Source organism: Vibrio aestuarianus (genome assembly GCF_012395185.1).
Classification (GTDB): Bacteria; Pseudomonadota; Gammaproteobacteria; order Enterobacterales; family Vibrionaceae; genus Vibrio; species Vibrio aestuarianus.
Genome location: NZ_JAAZTU010000002.1, coordinates 128,225 through 147,144, shown reverse-complemented (window position 1 = coordinate 147,144; position 18,920 = coordinate 128,225). Strand labels below are relative to the sequence as shown.

Sequence of the window (18,920 nt, the reverse complement as noted above, 5' to 3'; positions counted from 1 at the left end):
TTTGGGTGCTGCTAGTGTAGAAGAGGTTAGTTAGGAAAAAATTGATTCTGTTAGGTTTTTGCTTCGGAAGTGCAAGTGTAAGCATAATTATTTTTCTTTGTGTGATAATAATCACGTACGGATTGGGAATTTGCTCTTAGCAGAGTAGAATTTGCCTTACTTCAACTTGTGTATCAGTCAAAAAATGAGCAAACAACACTGGATGCCAACCGCATCAATTCAACAACTGCGACAAAGAGCCTGCCTCATCAAGCAGATCCGACAATTCTTTGATGAACGAGACGTGCTGGAAGTCGACACTCCTGCGATGAGTCACGCCACGGTGACTGATATCCATCTGCAAACCTTTGAAACAGAGTTTATTGGCCCTGGTTACGCTGATGGGCGTCGATTGCATTTTATGACTAGCCCTGAGTTTCATATGAAGCGTTTGTTGGCGGCGGGTAGTGGCTCTATTTATCAAATCAATAAAGCATTTCGTAATGAAGAGAACGGCCGATACCACAACCCAGAATTTACCCTCTTGGAATGGTATCGAATTGGGTTTAACCACCATGATCTTATGGATGAAATGGATACGTTGTTGCAGCTTGTTCTGCAATGTGCGATGGCTGAACGCATGACTTATCAGCAAGCCTTTATTCAAGTGCTCGGTGTTTGTCCTTTAGATGCTTCGATGACGGAGCTTAAACGCGTTGCTAGTACGCTTGGTCTGAACGATATTGCGCAGCCAGAAGAAGAGCGAGATACGTTATTACAGCTGCTATTTAGTATCGGCATTGAACCGAAAATTGGTCAACAAGCGCCCGCATTTGTTTATGATTTCCCCGCCTCTCAAGCGGCATTGGCAAAAATTAATGTGCAAGATCCTCGTGTTGCGGATCGCTTCGAAGTCTATTTTAAAGGGATTGAGCTTGCTAACGGTTTTCATGAGCTGGATAACCCACAAGAGCAATTGGCACGTTTTGAAGCGGATAACCAAAAACGCTACGCGATGGGACTTGCCGAGCAGCCTATTGACTATCATTTAATTGAAGCATTAAAAGCGGGCTTACCTGCATGTGCAGGTGTGGCTTTAGGGATTGATCGCTTGATTATGTTGGCTCTTGGCCAAGATCACATCGATAAAGTGACGGCTTTCCCATTTCCAATTGCTTAATTTGAATCTCGGTATTTTTCTTCATTCACTCTTGATGAATGAGGAAAAATGCAACACTTGTTTATTCTGCCGTCTAAGCACTCGCGTCATGCCTTCAACCTCGCTATACTCCTTGTCTGTTTTTAAGCCCACATTGCAAGAGCACAACATATGCAAGAGTACATCGAGTTTTTCCAACAAAATATGATTCTATCTTTGGCATGGGTAGGTATTCTCGTTGCCTTAATTATGAGCATCGTAAAATCGACCACTGCGGCATACAAAGAAATCACCGCAGCACAAACCACTTATCTGATGAATCGTGACAATGGTGTGGTTGTTGATATTCGCTCTAAAGAAGAGTTCAAAAAAGGTCATATAACTGATGCGGTTCACATTTTACCGTCGGATATTAAAGCAGGTAACTTTGCTAGCCTTGAAAATCGCAAGTCAGACCCAATCATTGTTGTATGCAAAACGGGTCAAACTGCGCAAGAGAGTGCAAACTTACTCGCTAAAGCTGGTTTTGAAAACGTGAATCTATTGAAAAGCGGTTTGGTTGCTTGGAATGAAGCTAACCTACCATTGGTTCGCGGCAAGAAGTAATTCACTGACAGTGGTTCTCTAGAATTGAACTTGCTTGAGTGAAAATTCATCATTTAACCTGAAGAGTTGTGATGTTTTCCACGTAATAGTGAGTTCATCTAGTCATTCAAAATTAGCTCGGTTAGTCTCAAGACAACACAGAATTTGTAAGTATTTAAGGATTAAACAATGGCTGAAGCAGCACAACAAGACGCACAACAAAATTTCGCAATTCAACGTATCTTCCTAAAAGATGTTTCTTTTGAAGCTCCAAACTCACCAACGATGTTTCAAAAAGAGTGGAATCCAGATGTGAAGCTGGATCTAGACACTCAAAGCCGTGAGCTTGGTGAAGGTGTATACGAAGTTGTGCTGCGTCTAACGGTTACTGTAAAAAATGCTGAAGAAAACGCATTCCTATGCGAAGTTCAACAAGGTGGTATCTTCACTGCAGATAAAATGGAAGCAGGCCAATTGGCTCATTGTTTAGGTGCATTCTGCCCTAACATTCTATTCCCATACGCTCGTGAAACTATTTCTAGCTTGGTGGTTAAGGGTACATTCCCACAACTTAACCTTGCACCAGTTAACTTTGATGCATTGTTTATGAACTATCTACAACAGCAAGCGTCTCAAGGTGAACAAGCTGAGGCTTAATCGCTATCAGCGTTAGCATTTAAGGGGCGGTTTATTTTCACGGCTCTTAATTATTAAAAATGCACAAAGCATCCCAAAGACTGACGGTGCGATGTGCATTTTTTATTTGTCTCTGTTTAATTTTTATTACCAAGGCTTAGTTTGTTTGACTGCCCAAGGCTAATAAATGGTAAGCAGCATCAGCAGAATGATACCTAAGCCATTTTATAAATTGTTTAAGAGCAACACTGAAAATGGTTTAGGTATAAAATAAATACACTAATAGTTAATGGGCGAAACAATGACAGATCCTAAAAGTATTTACGGCAAAGAGATTGCAATGACAGTGATTGGTGCTGGTTCTTACGGTACATCTCTGGCGATTTCTCTGGCGCGTAATGGCGCAAATGTTGTTCTTTGGGGACATGAAGTTGAGCATATGGCTCGCCTTGAGGCTGATCGTGCTAACCATGAGTTTTTGCCCAATATTGATTTTCCACTGTCACTAATTATCGAGTCTGATTTACAAAAAGCGGTGCAAGCGAGCCGAGATCTATTGGTTGTGGTACCAAGTCATGTGTTTGGTATTGTCTTGAAGAGTCTCAAACCGCATTTGAGAGAGAACTCTCGGATCTGCTGGGCAACCAAAGGGTTGGAGCCGGAAACTGGACGTTTATTGAAAGATGTAGCACACGATGTGATAGGCGATCATTATTCATTAGCGGTATTGTCTGGTCCAACGTTTGCCAAAGAGCTAGCGATGGGCATGCCTACTGCAATTTCTGTTGCGTCGCCTGATGAGCAGTTTGTGAAAGAGCTGCAAGAAAAAATCCACTGTAGCAAAACGTTTCGAGTTTATGCCAATAGTGATTTTATCGGCATGCAATTAGGTGGTGCGGTTAAGAATGTGATAGCAATTGGAGCCGGGATGTCTGATGGTATCGGTTTTGGTGCCAATGCCCGTACAGCGTTAATCACTCGCGGTTTGGCGGAAATGTGTCGCCTTGGTGCTGCGCTAGGGGCACAGCCGGAAACCTTTATGGGCATGGCTGGGTTAGGCGATTTAGTACTGACTTGTACTGATAACCAATCACGCAACCGTCGTTTTGGTTTAGCATTGGGACAAGGCAAAGAGGTGGATACTGCTCAACAAGAAATTGGCCAAGTGGTTGAAGGTTACCGTAATACTAAAGAAGTATGGGTGCTAGCACAGCGAATGGGTGTTGAGATGCCAATAGTTGAACAAATCTATCAAGTGTTGTATCAAGGTAAAGATGCACGTATGGCGGCTCAAGATCTGCTGGCACGCGATAAAAAAGCGGAACGATAATTCATTGCCCATAGTATCGGTGAGGAGACTCATCGCACGGCAATCTACATTGACGCTCTAGGGATTGAATTGGTAAGGGTAATGAACCAACGATGAAACATTGCGAAAAATTCAAAGTTTGGCAAGCGATAGTCAAAGAGGCACGTGAGCAATCAGAACAAGAACCGATGCTGGCTAGCTTTTATCATGCCACCATCATCAAGCATGATAGCTTAAGTTCAGCACTGAGCTACATATTAGCCAATAAGCTGAACACTGCGTCGATGCCAGCCATGGCAGTACGTGAGGTGGTTGAAGAAGCTTTTGCCGCTGATTGCAGCATCACCGAAGCGGCGGCGTGTGATATTTGCGCGACGGTTAATCGTGACCCTGCGGTTTCTATGTACTCGATGCCTCTGCTTTACCTGAAAGGCTATCATGCATTGCAAGGATATCGTGTTGCCAATTGGTTATGGAAACAAGGGCGTGTCGCTTTGGCAACTTATTTCCAAAATCAAATCTCAGTGGCTTGTCAGGTCGATATTCATCCAGCAGCTCGAATTGGTCGCGGTATTATGTTGGATCACGCGACAGGTATTGTGATTGGTGAAACCGCTGTGGTGGAAAATGATGTCTCAATTTTGCAGGATGTGACACTTGGCGGTACAGGTAAAGAATGTGGTGATCGTCACCCGAAAATTCGTGAAGGTGTGATGATTGGTGCTGGTGCCAAAATTCTAGGCAATATTGAAGTGGGTGAGGGGGCTAAAATTGGTTCTTGCTCTGTGGTACTGCAAGCGGTTCCCCCACATACCACGGTAGCTGGCGTTCCGGCTAAAATTGTCGGTCGTCCGCAAACCGATAAGCCTTCTTTAGATATGGATCAGCAGTTTAATGGTCGCTCGCAAAGCTTTATCGGTGGTGATGGTATTTAAATAAAAAAGGTGATGCAAAAGCATCACCTTTTTTGATCGCAGGCATTAAGCCATGGCGTCAAGTTCAACAAGTACTTCTTCTGCCCATTCAACCCAAGCTTGACGAAGCAAAAGGTTGCGACGCAGTGTCAGGCGTTCAAGACGTTGTTGCTTATCTAAGGTCGCAGGCGTTGCATAGTATGCAGATTCAATCTCTTGGTAATGAGCAACTAATTTCTTTGACTCTTCGAGTAACTCACCCAGTTGAACTCGGTAAGGCGTTGCTGGCTGTACAGCACAAGCGATAAGCTTAGCACTGAATTCGTCACGAACTGTCGGGTGTGCAGTCGGTTGATCAAACCACTCACCTAATGCTCGACGACCTAAATCCGTGATGGAGTAAACTTTACGATCAGGTTTACCTTCTTGAGGCTCTAATACGCAAGTCACAAGGCCATTTTGACCCATTTTATTTAATTCACGGTAAACTTGCTGGTGGCTGGCTTTCCAAAAGTAGCCAATGCTAGCTGAGAACTCTTTCGTGATGTCGTAACCTGTGGCATCGCGTGTGCTCAGAACGGTTAAGATAACGTGTGGTAATGACATGTCTTCAATCCAAATGGTTAATAAACGATGAAACCAATCGCGTAAACTCTTGTTGTGCTTCTGATGGCATCAATCTTGGTTGAGTTTAAGCAACACCAACTTATCGTATGTTGGTTGTGTCACCTTAAAAGCCGTTTATCACCTAGGAGGTAGTACGCATTGCGCATACCAATCTGCGATTTGTTGTGTTTATATGGTTTCGCAGAGGAGCGGTATTATATCTAAATAATAAGCATAAAGTGGAATACTTTGGGCGTGAATGCCTAAAAAGCTGATAATATTCTCAATAATTTTGCTCAGTCAAAATAAAAGGCCGCATAATGCGACCTTTTTTTGTTTTTATGGAATAAAAAACTACCATTTAACCTGTATTACGCATTCCTGCTGCTATGCCAGCAATCGTTACCATTAGTGCTTCCTCTAATTCTACCGATGGGGTCTCTGTTTGACGGGTGCGATAGAGCAACTCTGCTTGCAGCATATTCAATGGCTCAACATAGATATTACGCAGACGAATTGATTCAAGACCCCAAGGGTCGCTTTGCATCAAATTCTCGTTGTTTTCCACATTAAGCACTGCTTTGATGTCTTTCTGGAGTTGAGTGCGCAGACGATCACCTAGTGGACGCAGCGATTCATCGACTAAGCGTTCATCGTAGTAGCGTGAAATTTCGATGTTGCACTTAGAATACACCATCTCCAGCATGCCTAAGCGTGTGGAGAAGAACGGCCATTCACGACACATATCTTCAAGTAGCGCTTGGTGTCCTTTATCTATCGAGTATTGAATCGCTTCACCAGCCCCTAACCATGCAGGAAGTACTAGGCGGTTTTGGCTCCAAGAAAAAATCCAAGGAATAGCACGTAAGCTTTCAACCCCACCATTTGGATTACGTTTGGCGGGACGAGAACCGAGAGGTAATTTACCCAGTTCTAGTTCAGGGGTTGCTTGACGGAAATAAGGCACAAAGTCTGGTTCGCCACGTACAATGTTGCGGTATGACTCACAAGATACTTCTGATAAAACATCCATCAAATCACGCCAATCTTGTTTTGGCTCTGGCGGTGGAAGTAGGTTGGCTTCCAAAATTGCACTAGCGTACATATTGAAGCTGTTAATGGCCACTTCTGGCAAACCAAGTTTAAAACGAATCATCTCGCCTTGTTCGGTTACGCGTAAGCCACCTTTCAAGCTTTTTGGTGGTTGGGAAAGTAGCGCTGCGTGCGCTGGCGCGCCACCACGACCAATCGTACCGCCACGGCCATGAAATAGTGTCAGTTCAATGCCCGCTTCTTCGCTAACTTTAACCAGAGCATCCATTGCGCGATATTGCGCCCAACCGGCTGACATTACACCTGCATCTTTAGCAGAATCAGAATAGCCAATCATCACCATTTGATGGTTTTGAATAAAGCCACGGTAGAGATCAATACTCATCAATTGGTTGATGACCGCTTCAGCATTGTTTAAGTCGTCCAATGTTTCAAACAGTGGACAGACATCCATACGATAAGGGCAGCCAGATTCTTGCAGTAATAAGTGCACTGCGAGTACATCTGACGCGGTACGAGCCATGGAAATGACGTATGCGCCAAAGGCTTCACGAGGCTGTGCGGCAATAATCTTACAGGTATCGAGCACTTCTTGAACTGGCTCTGATGGTTGCCAGTCACGTGGCAATAGAGGGCGTTTAGAGCTGAGCTCATTAGTTAGGAAAGCAATTTTGTCTTGCTCGCTCCACTGGTCGTAATCACCAATGCCTAGATAGCGCGTCAGCTCAGACAGTACATCGGAATGACGAGTACTTTCTTGGCGGATATCCAAACGTACTAAATGCACGCCAAAAGCTTTGATACGGCGTAGTGTGTCAAGTAGCGAACCATCAGCGATGACACCCATGCCACATTCATGCAGTGATTGATAGCATGCCAGCAGCGGCTGCCATAATTGGTCGATATGCTGAAGCGGCGCTTTGCGTGCCAATTGCTGGCCATTGATTTTTGCTTCAAGCACTTCCGTGGTTTCAGTCAATAGCGTACGTAAACGCTTTAGAATCGCACGGTATGGTTCGTGTTCATCTTCACCGGCAAGCGCTCGCAATGCATCACTGCATTTAGTCATTGATAGTTCACTGACTAATTCATTGATGTCGCCAAGGTACAGGTCAGCTGCTTTCCAGCGAGAAAGTAACAGCACTTCACGGGTAATAGTGTGAGTAACGAATGGGTTACCGTCGCGGTCTCCACCCATCCAAGATGAGATATGCACTGGGCGCGCATCAATCGGTAGCCCTTCACCTAAGTAACTTTCCAGGCGCTCATCGAATTCACGTAAGAACTCTGGTATGGCTTGCCATAATGAATTTTCTACTACCGCAAACCCCCATTTTGCTTCATCAAGAGGGGTTGGGCGCTGCTTACGGATAACATCGGAATGCCAGCTTTGGGCGATTAATTGTTCTAAACGGCGCTCGGTTTTTTGGCGTTCTTTGAAAGAGAGATCGCTCAATTCAAGTTTCGATAGGCACTCATTGATCTTAACCAATTTGTTGATCATGGTACGGCGTGTGATTTCTGTTGGGTGAGCGGTGAGAACGAGCTCGATATTCAGATCACGTACCGCTTGAGCGGCATCCAGTTTGCTGATTTTATTTTGATTAAGTTTAGTAAACAGAGAGCTGATGGCATCTGGTTCACAAACGTGTTCTTCGCAGTGACGAGAAATAGTATGGTATTGCTCAGCCATGTTGGTTAAGTTCAGAAATTGGTTGAAAGCGCGTGCAACGGGAGTGAGTTGTTCATTAGGAAGGTTTTTAATTTCCTCTACCAAACTGTCTCGGTCGGCTTGATTACCGTTACGTGCTGATTTGGAAAGTTTTCGGATGGTTTCCACTTTCTCTAAGATAACGTCACCATGGGCATCCTGTATGGTATTGCCTAGCAACCGGCCAAGCATGCTCACGTTACTTTTGAGCGCAGCGTATTTTTCGTTCATTGTCGTCCTGCCTTGTAAAAAAATTACATCCAATGTTCCTTGCTAGGTACACAATCTAGCGAAAAGATCCCTTCCGAGTCAAATAAAGCAGACTAAGTTTCCATTTATTGCTTATGTTACGGTTTTTGACGTCTTGATGAATAATTTGTATTAATTACTGAAATTTTATTACAAAAAAAGCCTTAAAGGTGGACCCTTTAAGGCGCTGTATATTTTCATCTTCGAGAATGTCGTTCTTAGAAGCAGTATTTGTACATCGCTTTTGACAGTACATTGATGGTTGGATCAATAAATTCGAAGGCCAAGAACTCATCAGGTTGATGGGCTTGGTCTATGGAACCTGGTCCAAGTACTAACGTTGGACATAACTGCTGTAAAAACGGTGCTTCGGTACAATAATTAACTGTCTCAGAAGGTGTGTTACAGATCTCTTCAACCCCTCCGATAAAGGGGTGGTCATGCTGACATTCATAACCTGGGATCGCTTCATGCAATGCGGTAATTTCAATCCTGCCCGGCCATTTAGCCGCAACTTCGTTGAGTGCGCCACGTAGCATGTTATCTAATCCATCCAAGCTGATGCCTGGTAGCGGGCGAACATCATAATGCAGCTCACAGCAACCACAGATACGGTTCGGGCTATCGCCACCATGAATATGGCCCAAATTTAAGGTTGGATTAGGGATGGCAAACCCCGGGTGATGATACTCTTTGACCAGTTTGTCACGCAGTTGCATTAATGCATACATCACTTCGTGCATAATCTCTATCGCATTTACCCCCAAAGCTGGGTCAGATGAGTGGCCAGATTTACCCGTCACTCGAATGGCATTCGCTACGTGTCCTTTATGACCACGAATAGGCACCAAACTGGTGGGTTCACCGATAATACAGTAATCCGGTTGGAAGGGGGCATTCTCAGTAAAATGACGAGCACCAAGCATGGTGGTTTCTTCATCGCACGTTGCCAGTACATACAGCGGTTTACTCTGTTTACTCCAATCGACCTTCTTCACTGCTTCATAAATGAATGCAAAAAATCCTTTCATATCGGCCGTTCCTAATCCATAGAAACGATCATTGGCTTGAGTCAGTGCATGAGGTTCAAAGCTCCAACGTCCTTGATCAAAAGGGACTGTGTCGCTGTGCCCCGCAAGCAGCAATCCACCTTCACCGCTGCCTTTTTTCGCGATTAGGTTGTATTTGCCAGGAGCAACGACAATGGTTTCAACTGTAAAACCTAAGCTGGAAAACCACTCTGACATCTTATTAATCACATTTTCATTACCTTCATCCCAGCTCGAGTCAGTGGAGCTAATGGAAGAGGTCGAAATCAGGCCTTCATAGACCTCAAGAAAACTGGGTAATTGCATATTATCTTTGCTCCTAGTATTGACAGAGTAATCGCGAGAAGGTAAAACACATATTAAATCACTTTGTGTGAATAAAAAACCGAAATAAGCGGTGTTTTCTGAAATTTATAGTCATTTTTGAATTATCTTTTTTACTTTGAAACTGGATGTCACAAGATGTTAAAAACCACAATTATCGGAGCTAGCGGTTATACCGGAGCTGAGTTGGCTTACATGGTGCAAAAGCACCCACAACTCACGCTATCAGGTTTATATGTTTCCGCCAATAGTCTAGATGCAGGAAAGCCAATGGCAGAGCTGCATGGCAAGCTTGCGGGTGTTGTGGATATGTCAATTCAACCATTGGTTGATCCAGCCAAAGCAGCCAGTGAATGTGATGTGGTGTTTTTAGCAACCGCTCATGAGGTTAGCCATGATTTGGCGCCGATTTTCCTTGAGCAAGGTTGTCAGGTTTTCGACCTTTCTGGTGCTTTTCGAGTTCAAGGTGATGATTTCTACACAAATTACTACGGCTTTGAACACAAACATGCGCAGTGGCTAGAACAAGCTGTTTACGGTTTAGCTGAATGGAATGCTGAGGCGATCCAACAAAGCCAACTGATTGCTGTTGCAGGTTGTTACCCAACGGCATCGCAACTCGCGATTAAACCACTGGTAGAAGCTGGGCTACTTGATAGCAACCAGTGGCCAGTTATCAACGCAATCAGTGGTGTGACTGGTGCAGGCAGAAAAGCGAGCTTAACCAATAGCTTTTGCGAAGTCAGCTTACAGCCTTACGGTGTATTTACGCATCGTCATCAACCAGAAATTGCGACGCATCTTGGTTGTGAGGTGATTTTCACTCCTCACCTTGGCAATTTTAAGCGTGGCATTTTAGCGACTATCACCATGAAACTGGCTCACGGTGTCTCTGAGCAGCAAGTGCTTGAAGCATTTGAGCTGGCTTATGCCAATAAACCAGCGGTCAGAATTAAGCAAACATTACCAAGAATTCAAGATGTCGAGTTTACGCCATTTTGTGACCTCGGCTGGCGAGTACAAGGTGAGCATATTATCGTCGTCTCGGCGATAGACAATTTATTAAAAGGTGCATCAAGCCAAGCGATGCAGTGTTTAAACATTCATTACGGTTTTTCTGAGCTAACAGCTTTGGTGTAAGCCACCAAGCGTAAGGGTTAAATATGACAGATACAAAGCAAAATCCATTAGTGATTAAGTTAGGCGGCGCGGCGCTGTCTTGTTCGGACACGCTAAGCAAATTGTTTGGCGCAATCGCACAGTATCAAGCCCAAGCTCAGCGACGAATTGTCATCGTTCACGGTGGGGGCTACCTAGTGGACGAGCTAATGGCGAAACTACAACTGAAAACTGTGAAAAAAGACGGTTTACGGGTAACGCCTTACGAGCAAATTCCGTTGATTGTTGGTGCGTTAGCAGGAACTGCTAACAAGATGCTACAGGGTCAGGCGATTAAAGATGGTTTGAACGCGGTTGGCTTATCTCTGGCTGACGGTGGGTTGTGTAAAGTGGAAGAGTTGGATCCAGAACTCGGCGCGGTGGGGAAAGCATCACCTGGGGATTCACAAATTCTGCAAGCCATTCTTGCTGCTGGTGGTTTGCCAATCATTAGTTCTATTGGTCTGACTGCTGAAGGCCAGATGATGAATATTAATGCGGATCAAGCGGCGGTTGCGGTGGCAGGCGCATTAGATGCTGAGTTGGTACTGCTTTCAGACGTTAGTGGTGTATTGGATGGTAAGGGGCACCTTCTTGCTAGCCTCAATGAACAACAGGCTAATGCACTGATTGCAGGTAAAGTGATTACCGACGGCATGATCGTCAAAGTCAAAGCAGCATTAGAAGCCGCCAATGATTTAGGTCGTCCTATTCAAGTCGCTACATGGCGCTACCCAGATAAGCTAAGCAAATTATTTGCGGGCGAGAGCATTGGTACACAATTCTTGCCTCAGTCATAAATTAAAAATTTTGGTAAGTTGTTTAATAACGACTTTCGATAAGAAGTAACCCAGAGCACTGACCGCCAAGCGCAGCGCCGGGAAAATTGGAGAAGTAAAATGAGCAAAGTTCAAGTTAATAAAGTAGTTGTCGCATACTCTGGCGGTCTAGATACATCAGTGATCATTCCGTGGTTAAAAGAGAATTATGATTGTGAAGTCGTGGCTTTTGTCGCTGATGTTGGCCAAGGTGAAGAAGAATTAGTCGGCATTGAAGAGAAAGCTAAAGCGTCAGGCGCTTCAGAATGCTACGTAGTGGATCTAAAAGAAGAGATGGTTGCTGAATACATCTATCCAACACTAAAAACAGGCGCTTACTACGAAGGCAAATACCTACTTGGTACGTCAATGGCTCGTCCAATCATTGCCAAAGCGCAAGTTGAAATTGCGCGTAAAGTGGGCGCGGATGCACTGTGCCACGGCTGTACGGGTAAAGGTAATGACCAAGTGCGTTTTGAAGGCGCGTTCGCCGCGTTAGCACCGGACCTACAGGTTATTGCGCCATGGCGTGAATGGGATCTTGTTAGCCGTGAAGAGTGTCTGGATTATCTAGCAGAGCGTAACATTCCGTGTGCTGCTTCTTTAACTAAGATCTACTCACGTGATGCCAACGCATGGCATATCTCAACCGAAGGTGGTGTGCTTGAAAATACATGGAATGCACCAAACGAAGACTGTTGGGTATGGACGGTTGATCCAGAACAAGCGCCTAACGAAGCAGAATACGTGACTTTGCAAGTAGCTCAAGGTGAAGTCGTGGGTGTTGATGGAGAGCTGATGACGCCATACAACGCACTGGTTTATCTCAATGAGAAGGGCTCAAAACATGGTGTTGGTCGTATTGATATCGTTGAAAACCGTTTGGTCGGTATGAAGTCTCGTGGTTGTTACGAAACTCCTGGGGGCACCATCATGATGGAAGCGCTGCGTGCTGTTGAACAATTAGTGTTGGATAAAGCGTCTTTTGAATTCCGTGAAGAATTAGGCGTTAAAGCATCACACCTTGTTTACGATGGTCGTTGGTTTACTCCACTATGTAAATCGATCATGGCAGCGGCTGACCAGTTAGCCCAAGACGTCAACGGCGAGGTGGTGGTTAAACTGTATAAAGGCCAAGCGACAGTGACTCAAAAACGTTCTGAAAACAGCTTGTATTCTGAAGAGTTTGCTACCTTCGGTGAAGATGAAGTGTATGACCAAAGTCATGCTGGTGGTTTCATTCGCCTTTACTCACTAGCAAGCAGAATCAGAGCACTTAACGAAGCAAAGAAAAACCAATAACCTTCGTTGATTAGCGTATTATCAAGCCCATTTGCTTAGCAAATGGGCTTTGTTGTTACAGTAACCTTGAATGATAAATTAAAATTTAAAAATCATGAATAATTATGTGAAATAAGTGAATTTTTACTTTGTTTTTCCTTCAGGCTGCGGTAAGTTATCACCATACAAAAAAGAAACTGAGTTCAATCAGATTCCATCGTTGCACACGCAGTGAATAGCGAGCATTTAGGAGAGACACAATGGCACTATGGGGCGGCAGATTTACCCAAGCAGCAGACACTAGGTTCAAAGAGTTTAACGATTCACTTCGCTTTGACTACCGATTGGCTGAGCAAGACATTGTGGGTTCTATAGCATGGTCTAAAGCCCTGTTGTCGGTGAACGTATTAAACGAAGAAGAGCAACAAAAGCTAGAACTTGCGCTCAATGAGTTAAAACTGGAAGTGATGGAAGACCCAGAGCAGATCCTACGCTCTGATGCTGAAGATATTCACTCGTGGGTAGAGCAGCAATTGATCGGCAAAGTCGGTGATTTGGGTAAAAAACTGCATACGGGACGTTCTCGTAATGACCAAGTCGCGACGGATTTAAAATTGTGGTGTCGCCAGCAAGGACAGCAGCTACTGCTTGGCTTAGACCGTTTACAAACGCAATTGGTCTCAGTGGCGGAGCAACATCAAACAACAGTATTACCAGGTTATACGCACTTACAACGCGCTCAACCTGTGACCTTTGCTCACTGGTGTTTAGCCTATGTAGAAATGTTTGAGCGTGATTATTCTCGTCTACACGATGCAATTAGGCGTTTAGACACCTGCCCATTGGGTTCTGGTGCACTAGCAGGAACGGCATATCCTATTGATCGTCAGCAGTTAGCTCATAACTTAGGTTTTCGTCGTGCTACGCGTAACTCACTAGACTCTGTGTCGGATCGGGATCATGTGATGGAATTGATGTCGATTGCGTCGATCTCTATGCTGCATTTATCGCGTTTGGCTGAAGATATGATCTTCTACAACTCTGGTGAGTCTGGCTTTATTGAACTGGCGGATACCGTGACCTCTGGCTCTTCTTTGATGCCACAAAAGAAAAACCCAGACGCGTTAGAGCTTATTCGGGGTAAAACGGGTCGGGTTTATGGGTCGTTGGCTGGCATGATGATGACCGTTAAAGCGCTACCATTGGCGTATAACAAAGATATGCAAGAAGACAAAGAAGGGCTGTTTGATGCGCTCGACACTTGGAATGATTGCATGGAAATGGCGGCCTTGTGTTTTGATGGTATCAAAGTGAATGGTGAACGCACACTTGAAGCCGCTAAACAAGGTTATGCCAACGCAACAGAACTCGCTGATTACTTGGTTGCTAAAGGTATTCCTTTCCGTGAAGCTCACCATATTGTGGGTGTGGCGGTGGTCGGTGCTATCGCTAAAGGTTGTGCATTAGAAGAATTATCGATTGCTGAACTGCAAGAATTTTCGCCAGTAATTGAAGATGACGTGTACGCTATTTTGACCATTGAATCGTGTTTGGAAAAACGTAGCGCGTTGGGTGGTGTCTCGCCGACTCAAGTGGCTTATGCGGTTGAGCAAGCACAAGCACGGCTAGATAAACGCGACACCACGGCGGTGAAAGTTCGTCCTGCGCGTTTGACTGATATCGAAACGTTAGAAAGCATGGTGACTTACTGGGCGAATATGGGTGAAAACTTACCTCGTTCACGCAATGAACTAGTGCGAGATATTGGTTCGTTTGCGGTTGCTGAGCACCATGGTGAAGTTACTGGTTGCGCATCGTTATATGTTTATGACTCTGGTCTGGCGGAAATCCGTTCATTAGGTGTGGAAGCTGGCTGGCAAGGGCAAGGACAAGGGCGAGCGATTGTTTCGTACTTAGTGAACAAAGCTCGTCAAATGGCGATTAAAAAAGTCTTTGTATTAACGCGTACTCCAGAGTTCTTTATGAAGCATGACTTTATTCCGACATCAAAAACATTACTGCCAGAAAAAGTGCTTAAAGATTGTGAGCAGTGTCCTCGTCAGCATGCGTGTGATGAAGTCGCCCTAGAAATTAATTTGGTCGAACAAGTTATCGCTAAGGTTAAGGTTGCATAACACAATGAATCTTATAGGTTAAATGTATTTTCTTGAAAAGATCTAAAAAAGATCGATTTTTGGGGAACAAATAAGGAAAAGCCCGGTCTATACAAATACCACTGCTTTTTCTTAGAAGAATCTAAGAAGGCCCCAAACCTGATATTGGTTTTGGGGCTTTTTTCTTTTGGTCGGAAAGAGAAGATGTGTTGGCAGGGCGATCAATGGTTGTCTTGGCTACCATTACGTTTACGCCAAGGAAGAATCACAAACTTCATCCATAGATGTAAAAATAAAAGCCCATTAAAAGTAAATCCTGCCATTAGTAATGCTATTGATTCGATGCTTTTCGGATTGTCCTTGCATAGCCACCACCACACGACCCAGCACAGCACAGACAGCGTTGTGAGTTGGTCCATACAACGTTGACAGCGGCCTATTTTTTTCCAAAACCATGATTGTTTGCAGTGATTACAAGACATAGTGACCGAGCGTAGACAATAGATATCAGCAGTATATACCTTTCAATCCGTCTCAAGAAATAAGTGGCCACAAATTCAGTCAGAACAGAAGCACGATCAAAAACGGCCGCATTGCAGCGACCGTGGTAATCGAAGGGTAAATTAACAGCCCGGACCACAATCCAAACAGTGTTTTATCATCTCTGGCCCCAGATGAAGTTTGGCATTTAAGTCACGCAGTGCGGTGCGAACGCCCTCTTCGATGACTGGGTGGTAAAATGGCATATCCAACATTTGTGAAATCGTCATTTGGTTTTGATGCGCCCAAGCGAGTAAATGTGCTAAGTGTTCAGCGTTTGGTCCCATCATCTCTGCGCCCAAGAAGCGGCCTGTGCCTTGCTCACCATAAACATGCAATAGCCCTTTATTACGTAGCATCACACGTGAACGACCTTGCCCCTCGAATGATACTTCACCTGTTGCAAAACAGCCGCAATTGCCCAAACGTGTCGTTAACTGTTTATAGGTTTCGCCAACCATCGCAATCTGTGGGTCAGAAAATACTGCGGAAATCACTGAGCGTCTATGCCCAGCGCGAATATCAGGATAGCGCCCGGCGTTATCACCAGCAATACGACCTTGATCTGCCGCTTCATGCAGTAGTGGGATTTGATTACTTGCATCACCAGCGATAAAAATATTATCGACAGAGGTTTGCAGCGTGTAATGATCCGCGGTTGGTACGCCACGTTCGTCTAGGGCGATATCGGTATTGTCAATTGCTAGCTTATCAACGTTTGGACGACGTCCCGTTGCGGCCAATACATAATCAACAATGAAAATTTCAAGCTGCCCCTCATGGTTGATAAATTGAATCTCAACCTTATCTTCACCTTGCCCATCAGGTGAGGAGATGCGTTTCATGCTTTCTACTTTAACATCTGCATCTAAATAGAATTCTTCTTTAAATGCTTTATCAGCATAAGCCATGATTTCAGGGTCAGTTAATGGACCAACCTGACCGCCTAAACCAAACAGTTTTACTTTAACACCTAAGCGGTGCAGTGCTTGACCTAGTTCTAAGCCAATAACGCCCGGTCCAAATACGGCAACCGCTTGTGGTAAGACATCCCATTCAAATACATCATCGTTAATAACAAGACGATCACCTAATTCATTCCAGATAGCAGGATAAGCGGGGCGCGATCCTGTGGCGATCACGATGCGTTTGGCATTAATTTGAGTGTGATCATCAACGGTCAATGTATGGTTATCGACAAATTGAGCATAGCCAGAGATCTTATCTTCAGCAGGGATCTCATCTACCCCTTCCAGTACAAACCCAACAAAGCGGTCACGCTCGCGTTTAACGCGATCCATCACTTCGCGGCCATTAATCACAATTTCACCTTGTGGGTGCACACCAAACGCTGGCGCTTTTTCAATGTTGTGCGCACTTTCAGCGGCGGCAATGAGTAACTTCGAGGGCATACAGCCAACTCGAGCGCAAGTTGTACCGTACGGGCCACCTTCAATCATAACTACGCTTGAGGTATGTGCTTTTGCTGCACGGTAAGCACCAAGCCCAGCGGTACCTCCACCAATTACGGCAACATCAACGTTTAATTGTTTCATAATGCTCTTCTCTTTATTCTGGATATGTCATTGTTTTCGTTGGGGGAGGTCCTAGGGAGTACTCCCTAGGACTGAGGGTGATTAACCTAAGTAAGCTTCTAGTTCTTCGCTACCGCCGATGTGTTTACCACCGATAAATACTTGAGGAACCGTCGTACGACCTGTGATAGCTCGTAAGCTTACAGTCGTTGCATCTTTACCGAGAATCACTTCTTCATATTGCAGACCGTGGTCAATCAGGTTTTGTTTCGCTTTGGCACAGAAAGGACAGCCAGGCTTGGTAAATACAGTGATCGATTCTTGTGTTTTATACTCTGGAGCTACGTGTTTTAGCATAGTGTCTGCATCAGAAACTTTGAACGGGTCACCCGGTTCGTTTGGTTCGATGAACATTTTTTCTACCACACCATCTTTCACTAGCATGCTGTAACGCCATGAACGTTTGCCAAAACCTAGGTCATTTTTGTCAACCAGCATACCCATACCATCGGTAAATTCACCGTTACCATCTGGAATGAAGGTGATGTTGTCAGCTTCTTGGTCATCTTTCCAAGCGTTCATGACAAAGGTATCGTTGACTGATACACATAAGATTTCATCAACACCATGCTCTTTAAATACTGGGAACAATTCGTTATAGCGTGGTAAATGGCTTGATGAACAAGTTGGTGTAAATGCACCTGGCAAGCTAAATACGATCACTGTTTTACCTTTGAAAAGTTCATCAGTAGTAACATTGACCCAAGCATCACTTTGACGAGTTGGAAAAGTAACTTGTGGAACAGCTTGACCTTCTTTTGATGCGAACATAGTCGTTTCCTTATAATTTGTGATTAATTATTGTTGAGCGTAGTGGTTTTATTTCTGACCGTGCTCTGTTTCGTTGAAGCTATTATTAAAGAAATTCTTTGATAGCTCTAATCGTTTGATGCTATGGTTTTGATAGGTAAATTCTATTGGGGATAAAAATGAACATCCGTGATTTTGAATACTTGGTGTCATTAGCTGAGCATAAACATTTCCGTAAAGCGGCAGAGGCATGCTTTGTAAGTCAACCCACGTTGAGTGGCCAAATTCGTAAATTAGAAGATGAATTAGGAACGGTATTACTGGAACGCAGTAGTCGCCGAGTATTGTTTACCGATTCAGGCTTGCAGTTGGTTGAGCAGGCAAAACGTATTCTGAGTGAAGTCAAAACGTTCAAAGATATGGCAAGTGGTCAAGGCGGTTCAATGAGTGGGCCAATTCATATCGGCTTTATTCCTACGGTGGGGCCTTATCTTTTGCCACGTATTGTTCCTTATCTCAAAGAGCAGTTTCCTGATCTAGAGCTGTATTTACATGAAGCTCAAACTCAGCAGTTGGTTCGTCAGTTAGAAGAAGGAAAACTCGATTGTTTAATTCTCGCTTCTGTTGCCGAAACGGCACCATTTAAAGAGATAGAGATTTATAGCGAGCCACTGAGTATTGCCGTGCCTGCGGGTCATGAATGGGCGCAGAAAGATGAATTGGACATGCTTGAGTTGAACGGTCGCACAGTATTAGCGTTGGGTGATGGTCACTGCTTGCGAGATCAGGCGCTAGGTTTTTGCTTTGCCGCAGGCGCAAAAGATGACGAACGCTTTAAAGCGACCAGTTTAGAAACGTTGCGTAATATGGTGGCGGCGGGGGCGGGTATTACTTTATTACCAGAGCTATCTTTACCGGCTGAAAAGGAAAAAGATGGGGTCTGCTATGTGAAAGCCGTCAACCCAGTTCCATCACGTAGTTTGGTTTTATCTTATCGTCCAGGCTCTCCACTGAGACAGCGCTTTGAACAACTTGCTAATGCGATAACATTGAAATTAAACGCAAAATAAAAAAAGAGGCTGATAGGAAT

At 44.5% G+C, this 18,920-nt stretch carries 16 protein-coding genes; 10 read left to right on the top strand and 6 right to left on the bottom strand.

The annotated features are described in order from the left end of the window. Positions 1 to 184: 184 nt before the first annotated feature. The 5 genes from epmA to cysE all read left to right on the top strand — a co-directional run bounded on the left by epmA (position 185) and on the right by cysE (position 4,603). Positions 185 to 1,159, top strand: coding sequence for an elongation factor P--(R)-beta-lysine ligase (gene epmA / locus HGG78_RS01550; protein WP_172531888.1), 975 nt, complete (start codon positions 185 to 187; stop codon positions 1,157 to 1,159). Between the two features lie 150 nt (positions 1,160 to 1,309). Then, entirely contained in the window at positions 1,310 to 1,744 is a 435-nt protein-coding gene (locus HGG78_RS01545; protein WP_053309584.1) for a rhodanese-like domain-containing protein, read from the top strand. Between the two features lie 168 nt (positions 1,745 to 1,912). After that, positions 1,913 to 2,380 carry a protein-export chaperone SecB gene (secB, locus tag HGG78_RS01540; protein WP_053309583.1) on the top strand — a complete coding sequence of 156 codons (468 nt, stop codon included), beginning with the start codon at positions 1,913 to 1,915 and terminating at the stop codon, positions 2,378 to 2,380. 280 nt (positions 2,381 to 2,660) lie between these two features. Further along, positions 2,661 to 3,689, top strand: a complete 1,029-nt coding sequence (gene gpsA, locus HGG78_RS01535; RefSeq protein ID WP_172531887.1) for an NAD(P)H-dependent glycerol-3-phosphate dehydrogenase — start codon at positions 2,661 to 2,663, stop codon at positions 3,687 to 3,689. Between the two features lie 92 nt (positions 3,690 to 3,781). Next, positions 3,782 to 4,603, top strand: a complete 822-nt coding sequence (cysE, locus tag HGG78_RS01530; RefSeq protein WP_168780560.1) for a serine O-acetyltransferase — start codon at positions 3,782 to 3,784, stop codon at positions 4,601 to 4,603. Positions 4,604 to 4,648: 45 nt separating this feature from the next. On the opposite strand, the gene HGG78_RS01525 is transcribed toward cysE, so the two are convergent. The 3 genes from HGG78_RS01525 to argE all read right to left on the bottom strand — a co-directional run bounded on the left by HGG78_RS01525 (position 4,649) and on the right by argE (position 9,556). Next, positions 4,649 to 5,188 carry a PadR family transcriptional regulator gene (locus HGG78_RS01525; protein WP_172531886.1) on the bottom strand — a complete coding sequence of 180 codons (540 nt, stop codon included), beginning with the start codon at positions 5,186 to 5,188 and terminating at the stop codon, positions 4,649 to 4,651. Between the two features lie 361 nt (positions 5,189 to 5,549). Next, positions 5,550 to 8,183, bottom strand: a complete 2,634-nt coding sequence (ppc, locus tag HGG78_RS01520; protein WP_172531885.1) for a phosphoenolpyruvate carboxylase — start codon at positions 8,181 to 8,183, stop codon at positions 5,550 to 5,552. A gap of 236 nt (positions 8,184 to 8,419) precedes the next feature. Next, on the bottom strand, positions 8,420 to 9,556 hold the full coding sequence (gene argE, locus HGG78_RS01515) for an acetylornithine deacetylase (RefSeq protein WP_053309578.1): 1,137 nt from the start codon (positions 9,554 to 9,556) through the stop codon (positions 8,420 to 8,422). A gap of 156 nt (positions 9,557 to 9,712) precedes the next feature. Between argE and argC the strand changes: the two genes are divergently transcribed. The 4 genes from argC to argH all read left to right on the top strand — a co-directional run bounded on the left by argC (position 9,713) and on the right by argH (position 14,966). Continuing rightward, positions 9,713 to 10,714: an N-acetyl-gamma-glutamyl-phosphate reductase gene (argC, locus tag HGG78_RS01510; protein ID WP_172531884.1), complete on the top strand. Its 1,002-nt coding sequence runs from the start codon at positions 9,713 to 9,715 to the stop codon at positions 10,712 to 10,714. Between the two features lie 23 nt (positions 10,715 to 10,737). Further along, positions 10,738 to 11,532, top strand: coding sequence for an acetylglutamate kinase (gene argB / locus HGG78_RS01505; RefSeq protein ID WP_172531883.1), 795 nt, complete (start codon positions 10,738 to 10,740; stop codon positions 11,530 to 11,532). Positions 11,533 to 11,631: 99 nt separating this feature from the next. Further along, positions 11,632 to 12,852 carry an argininosuccinate synthase gene (locus HGG78_RS01500; RefSeq protein WP_172531882.1) on the top strand — a complete coding sequence of 407 codons (1,221 nt, stop codon included), beginning with the start codon at positions 11,632 to 11,634 and terminating at the stop codon, positions 12,850 to 12,852. Positions 12,853 to 13,091: 239 nt separating this feature from the next. Next, entirely contained in the window at positions 13,092 to 14,966 is a 1,875-nt protein-coding gene (gene argH / locus HGG78_RS01495; RefSeq protein WP_172531881.1) for an argininosuccinate lyase, read from the top strand. 200 nt (positions 14,967 to 15,166) lie between these two features. Here the strand turns inward: argH and HGG78_RS01490 are convergent, their stop codons facing one another. From HGG78_RS01490 to HGG78_RS01480, 3 genes are all read right to left on the bottom strand, one after another. Then, complete coding sequence (locus tag HGG78_RS01490) at positions 15,167 to 15,427, bottom strand: DUF3624 domain-containing protein (protein WP_053309573.1); 261 nt, start codon at positions 15,425 to 15,427, stop codon at positions 15,167 to 15,169. Between the two features lie 141 nt (positions 15,428 to 15,568). Continuing rightward, a complete protein-coding gene (locus HGG78_RS01485; RefSeq protein ID WP_172531880.1) occupies positions 15,569 to 17,041 on the bottom strand; it encodes a dihydrolipoyl dehydrogenase in 1,473 nt (490 codons plus the stop codon). Positions 17,042 to 17,122: 81 nt separating this feature from the next. Further along, positions 17,123 to 17,851, bottom strand: a complete 729-nt coding sequence (locus tag HGG78_RS01480) for a redoxin family protein (RefSeq protein WP_171979772.1) — start codon at positions 17,849 to 17,851, stop codon at positions 17,123 to 17,125. A gap of 158 nt (positions 17,852 to 18,009) precedes the next feature. Between HGG78_RS01480 and oxyR the strand changes: the two genes are divergently transcribed. Further along, positions 18,010 to 18,900: a DNA-binding transcriptional regulator OxyR gene (gene oxyR / locus HGG78_RS01475; protein WP_172531879.1), complete on the top strand. Its 891-nt coding sequence runs from the start codon at positions 18,010 to 18,012 to the stop codon at positions 18,898 to 18,900. Positions 18,901 to 18,920: the final 20 nt, after the last annotated feature.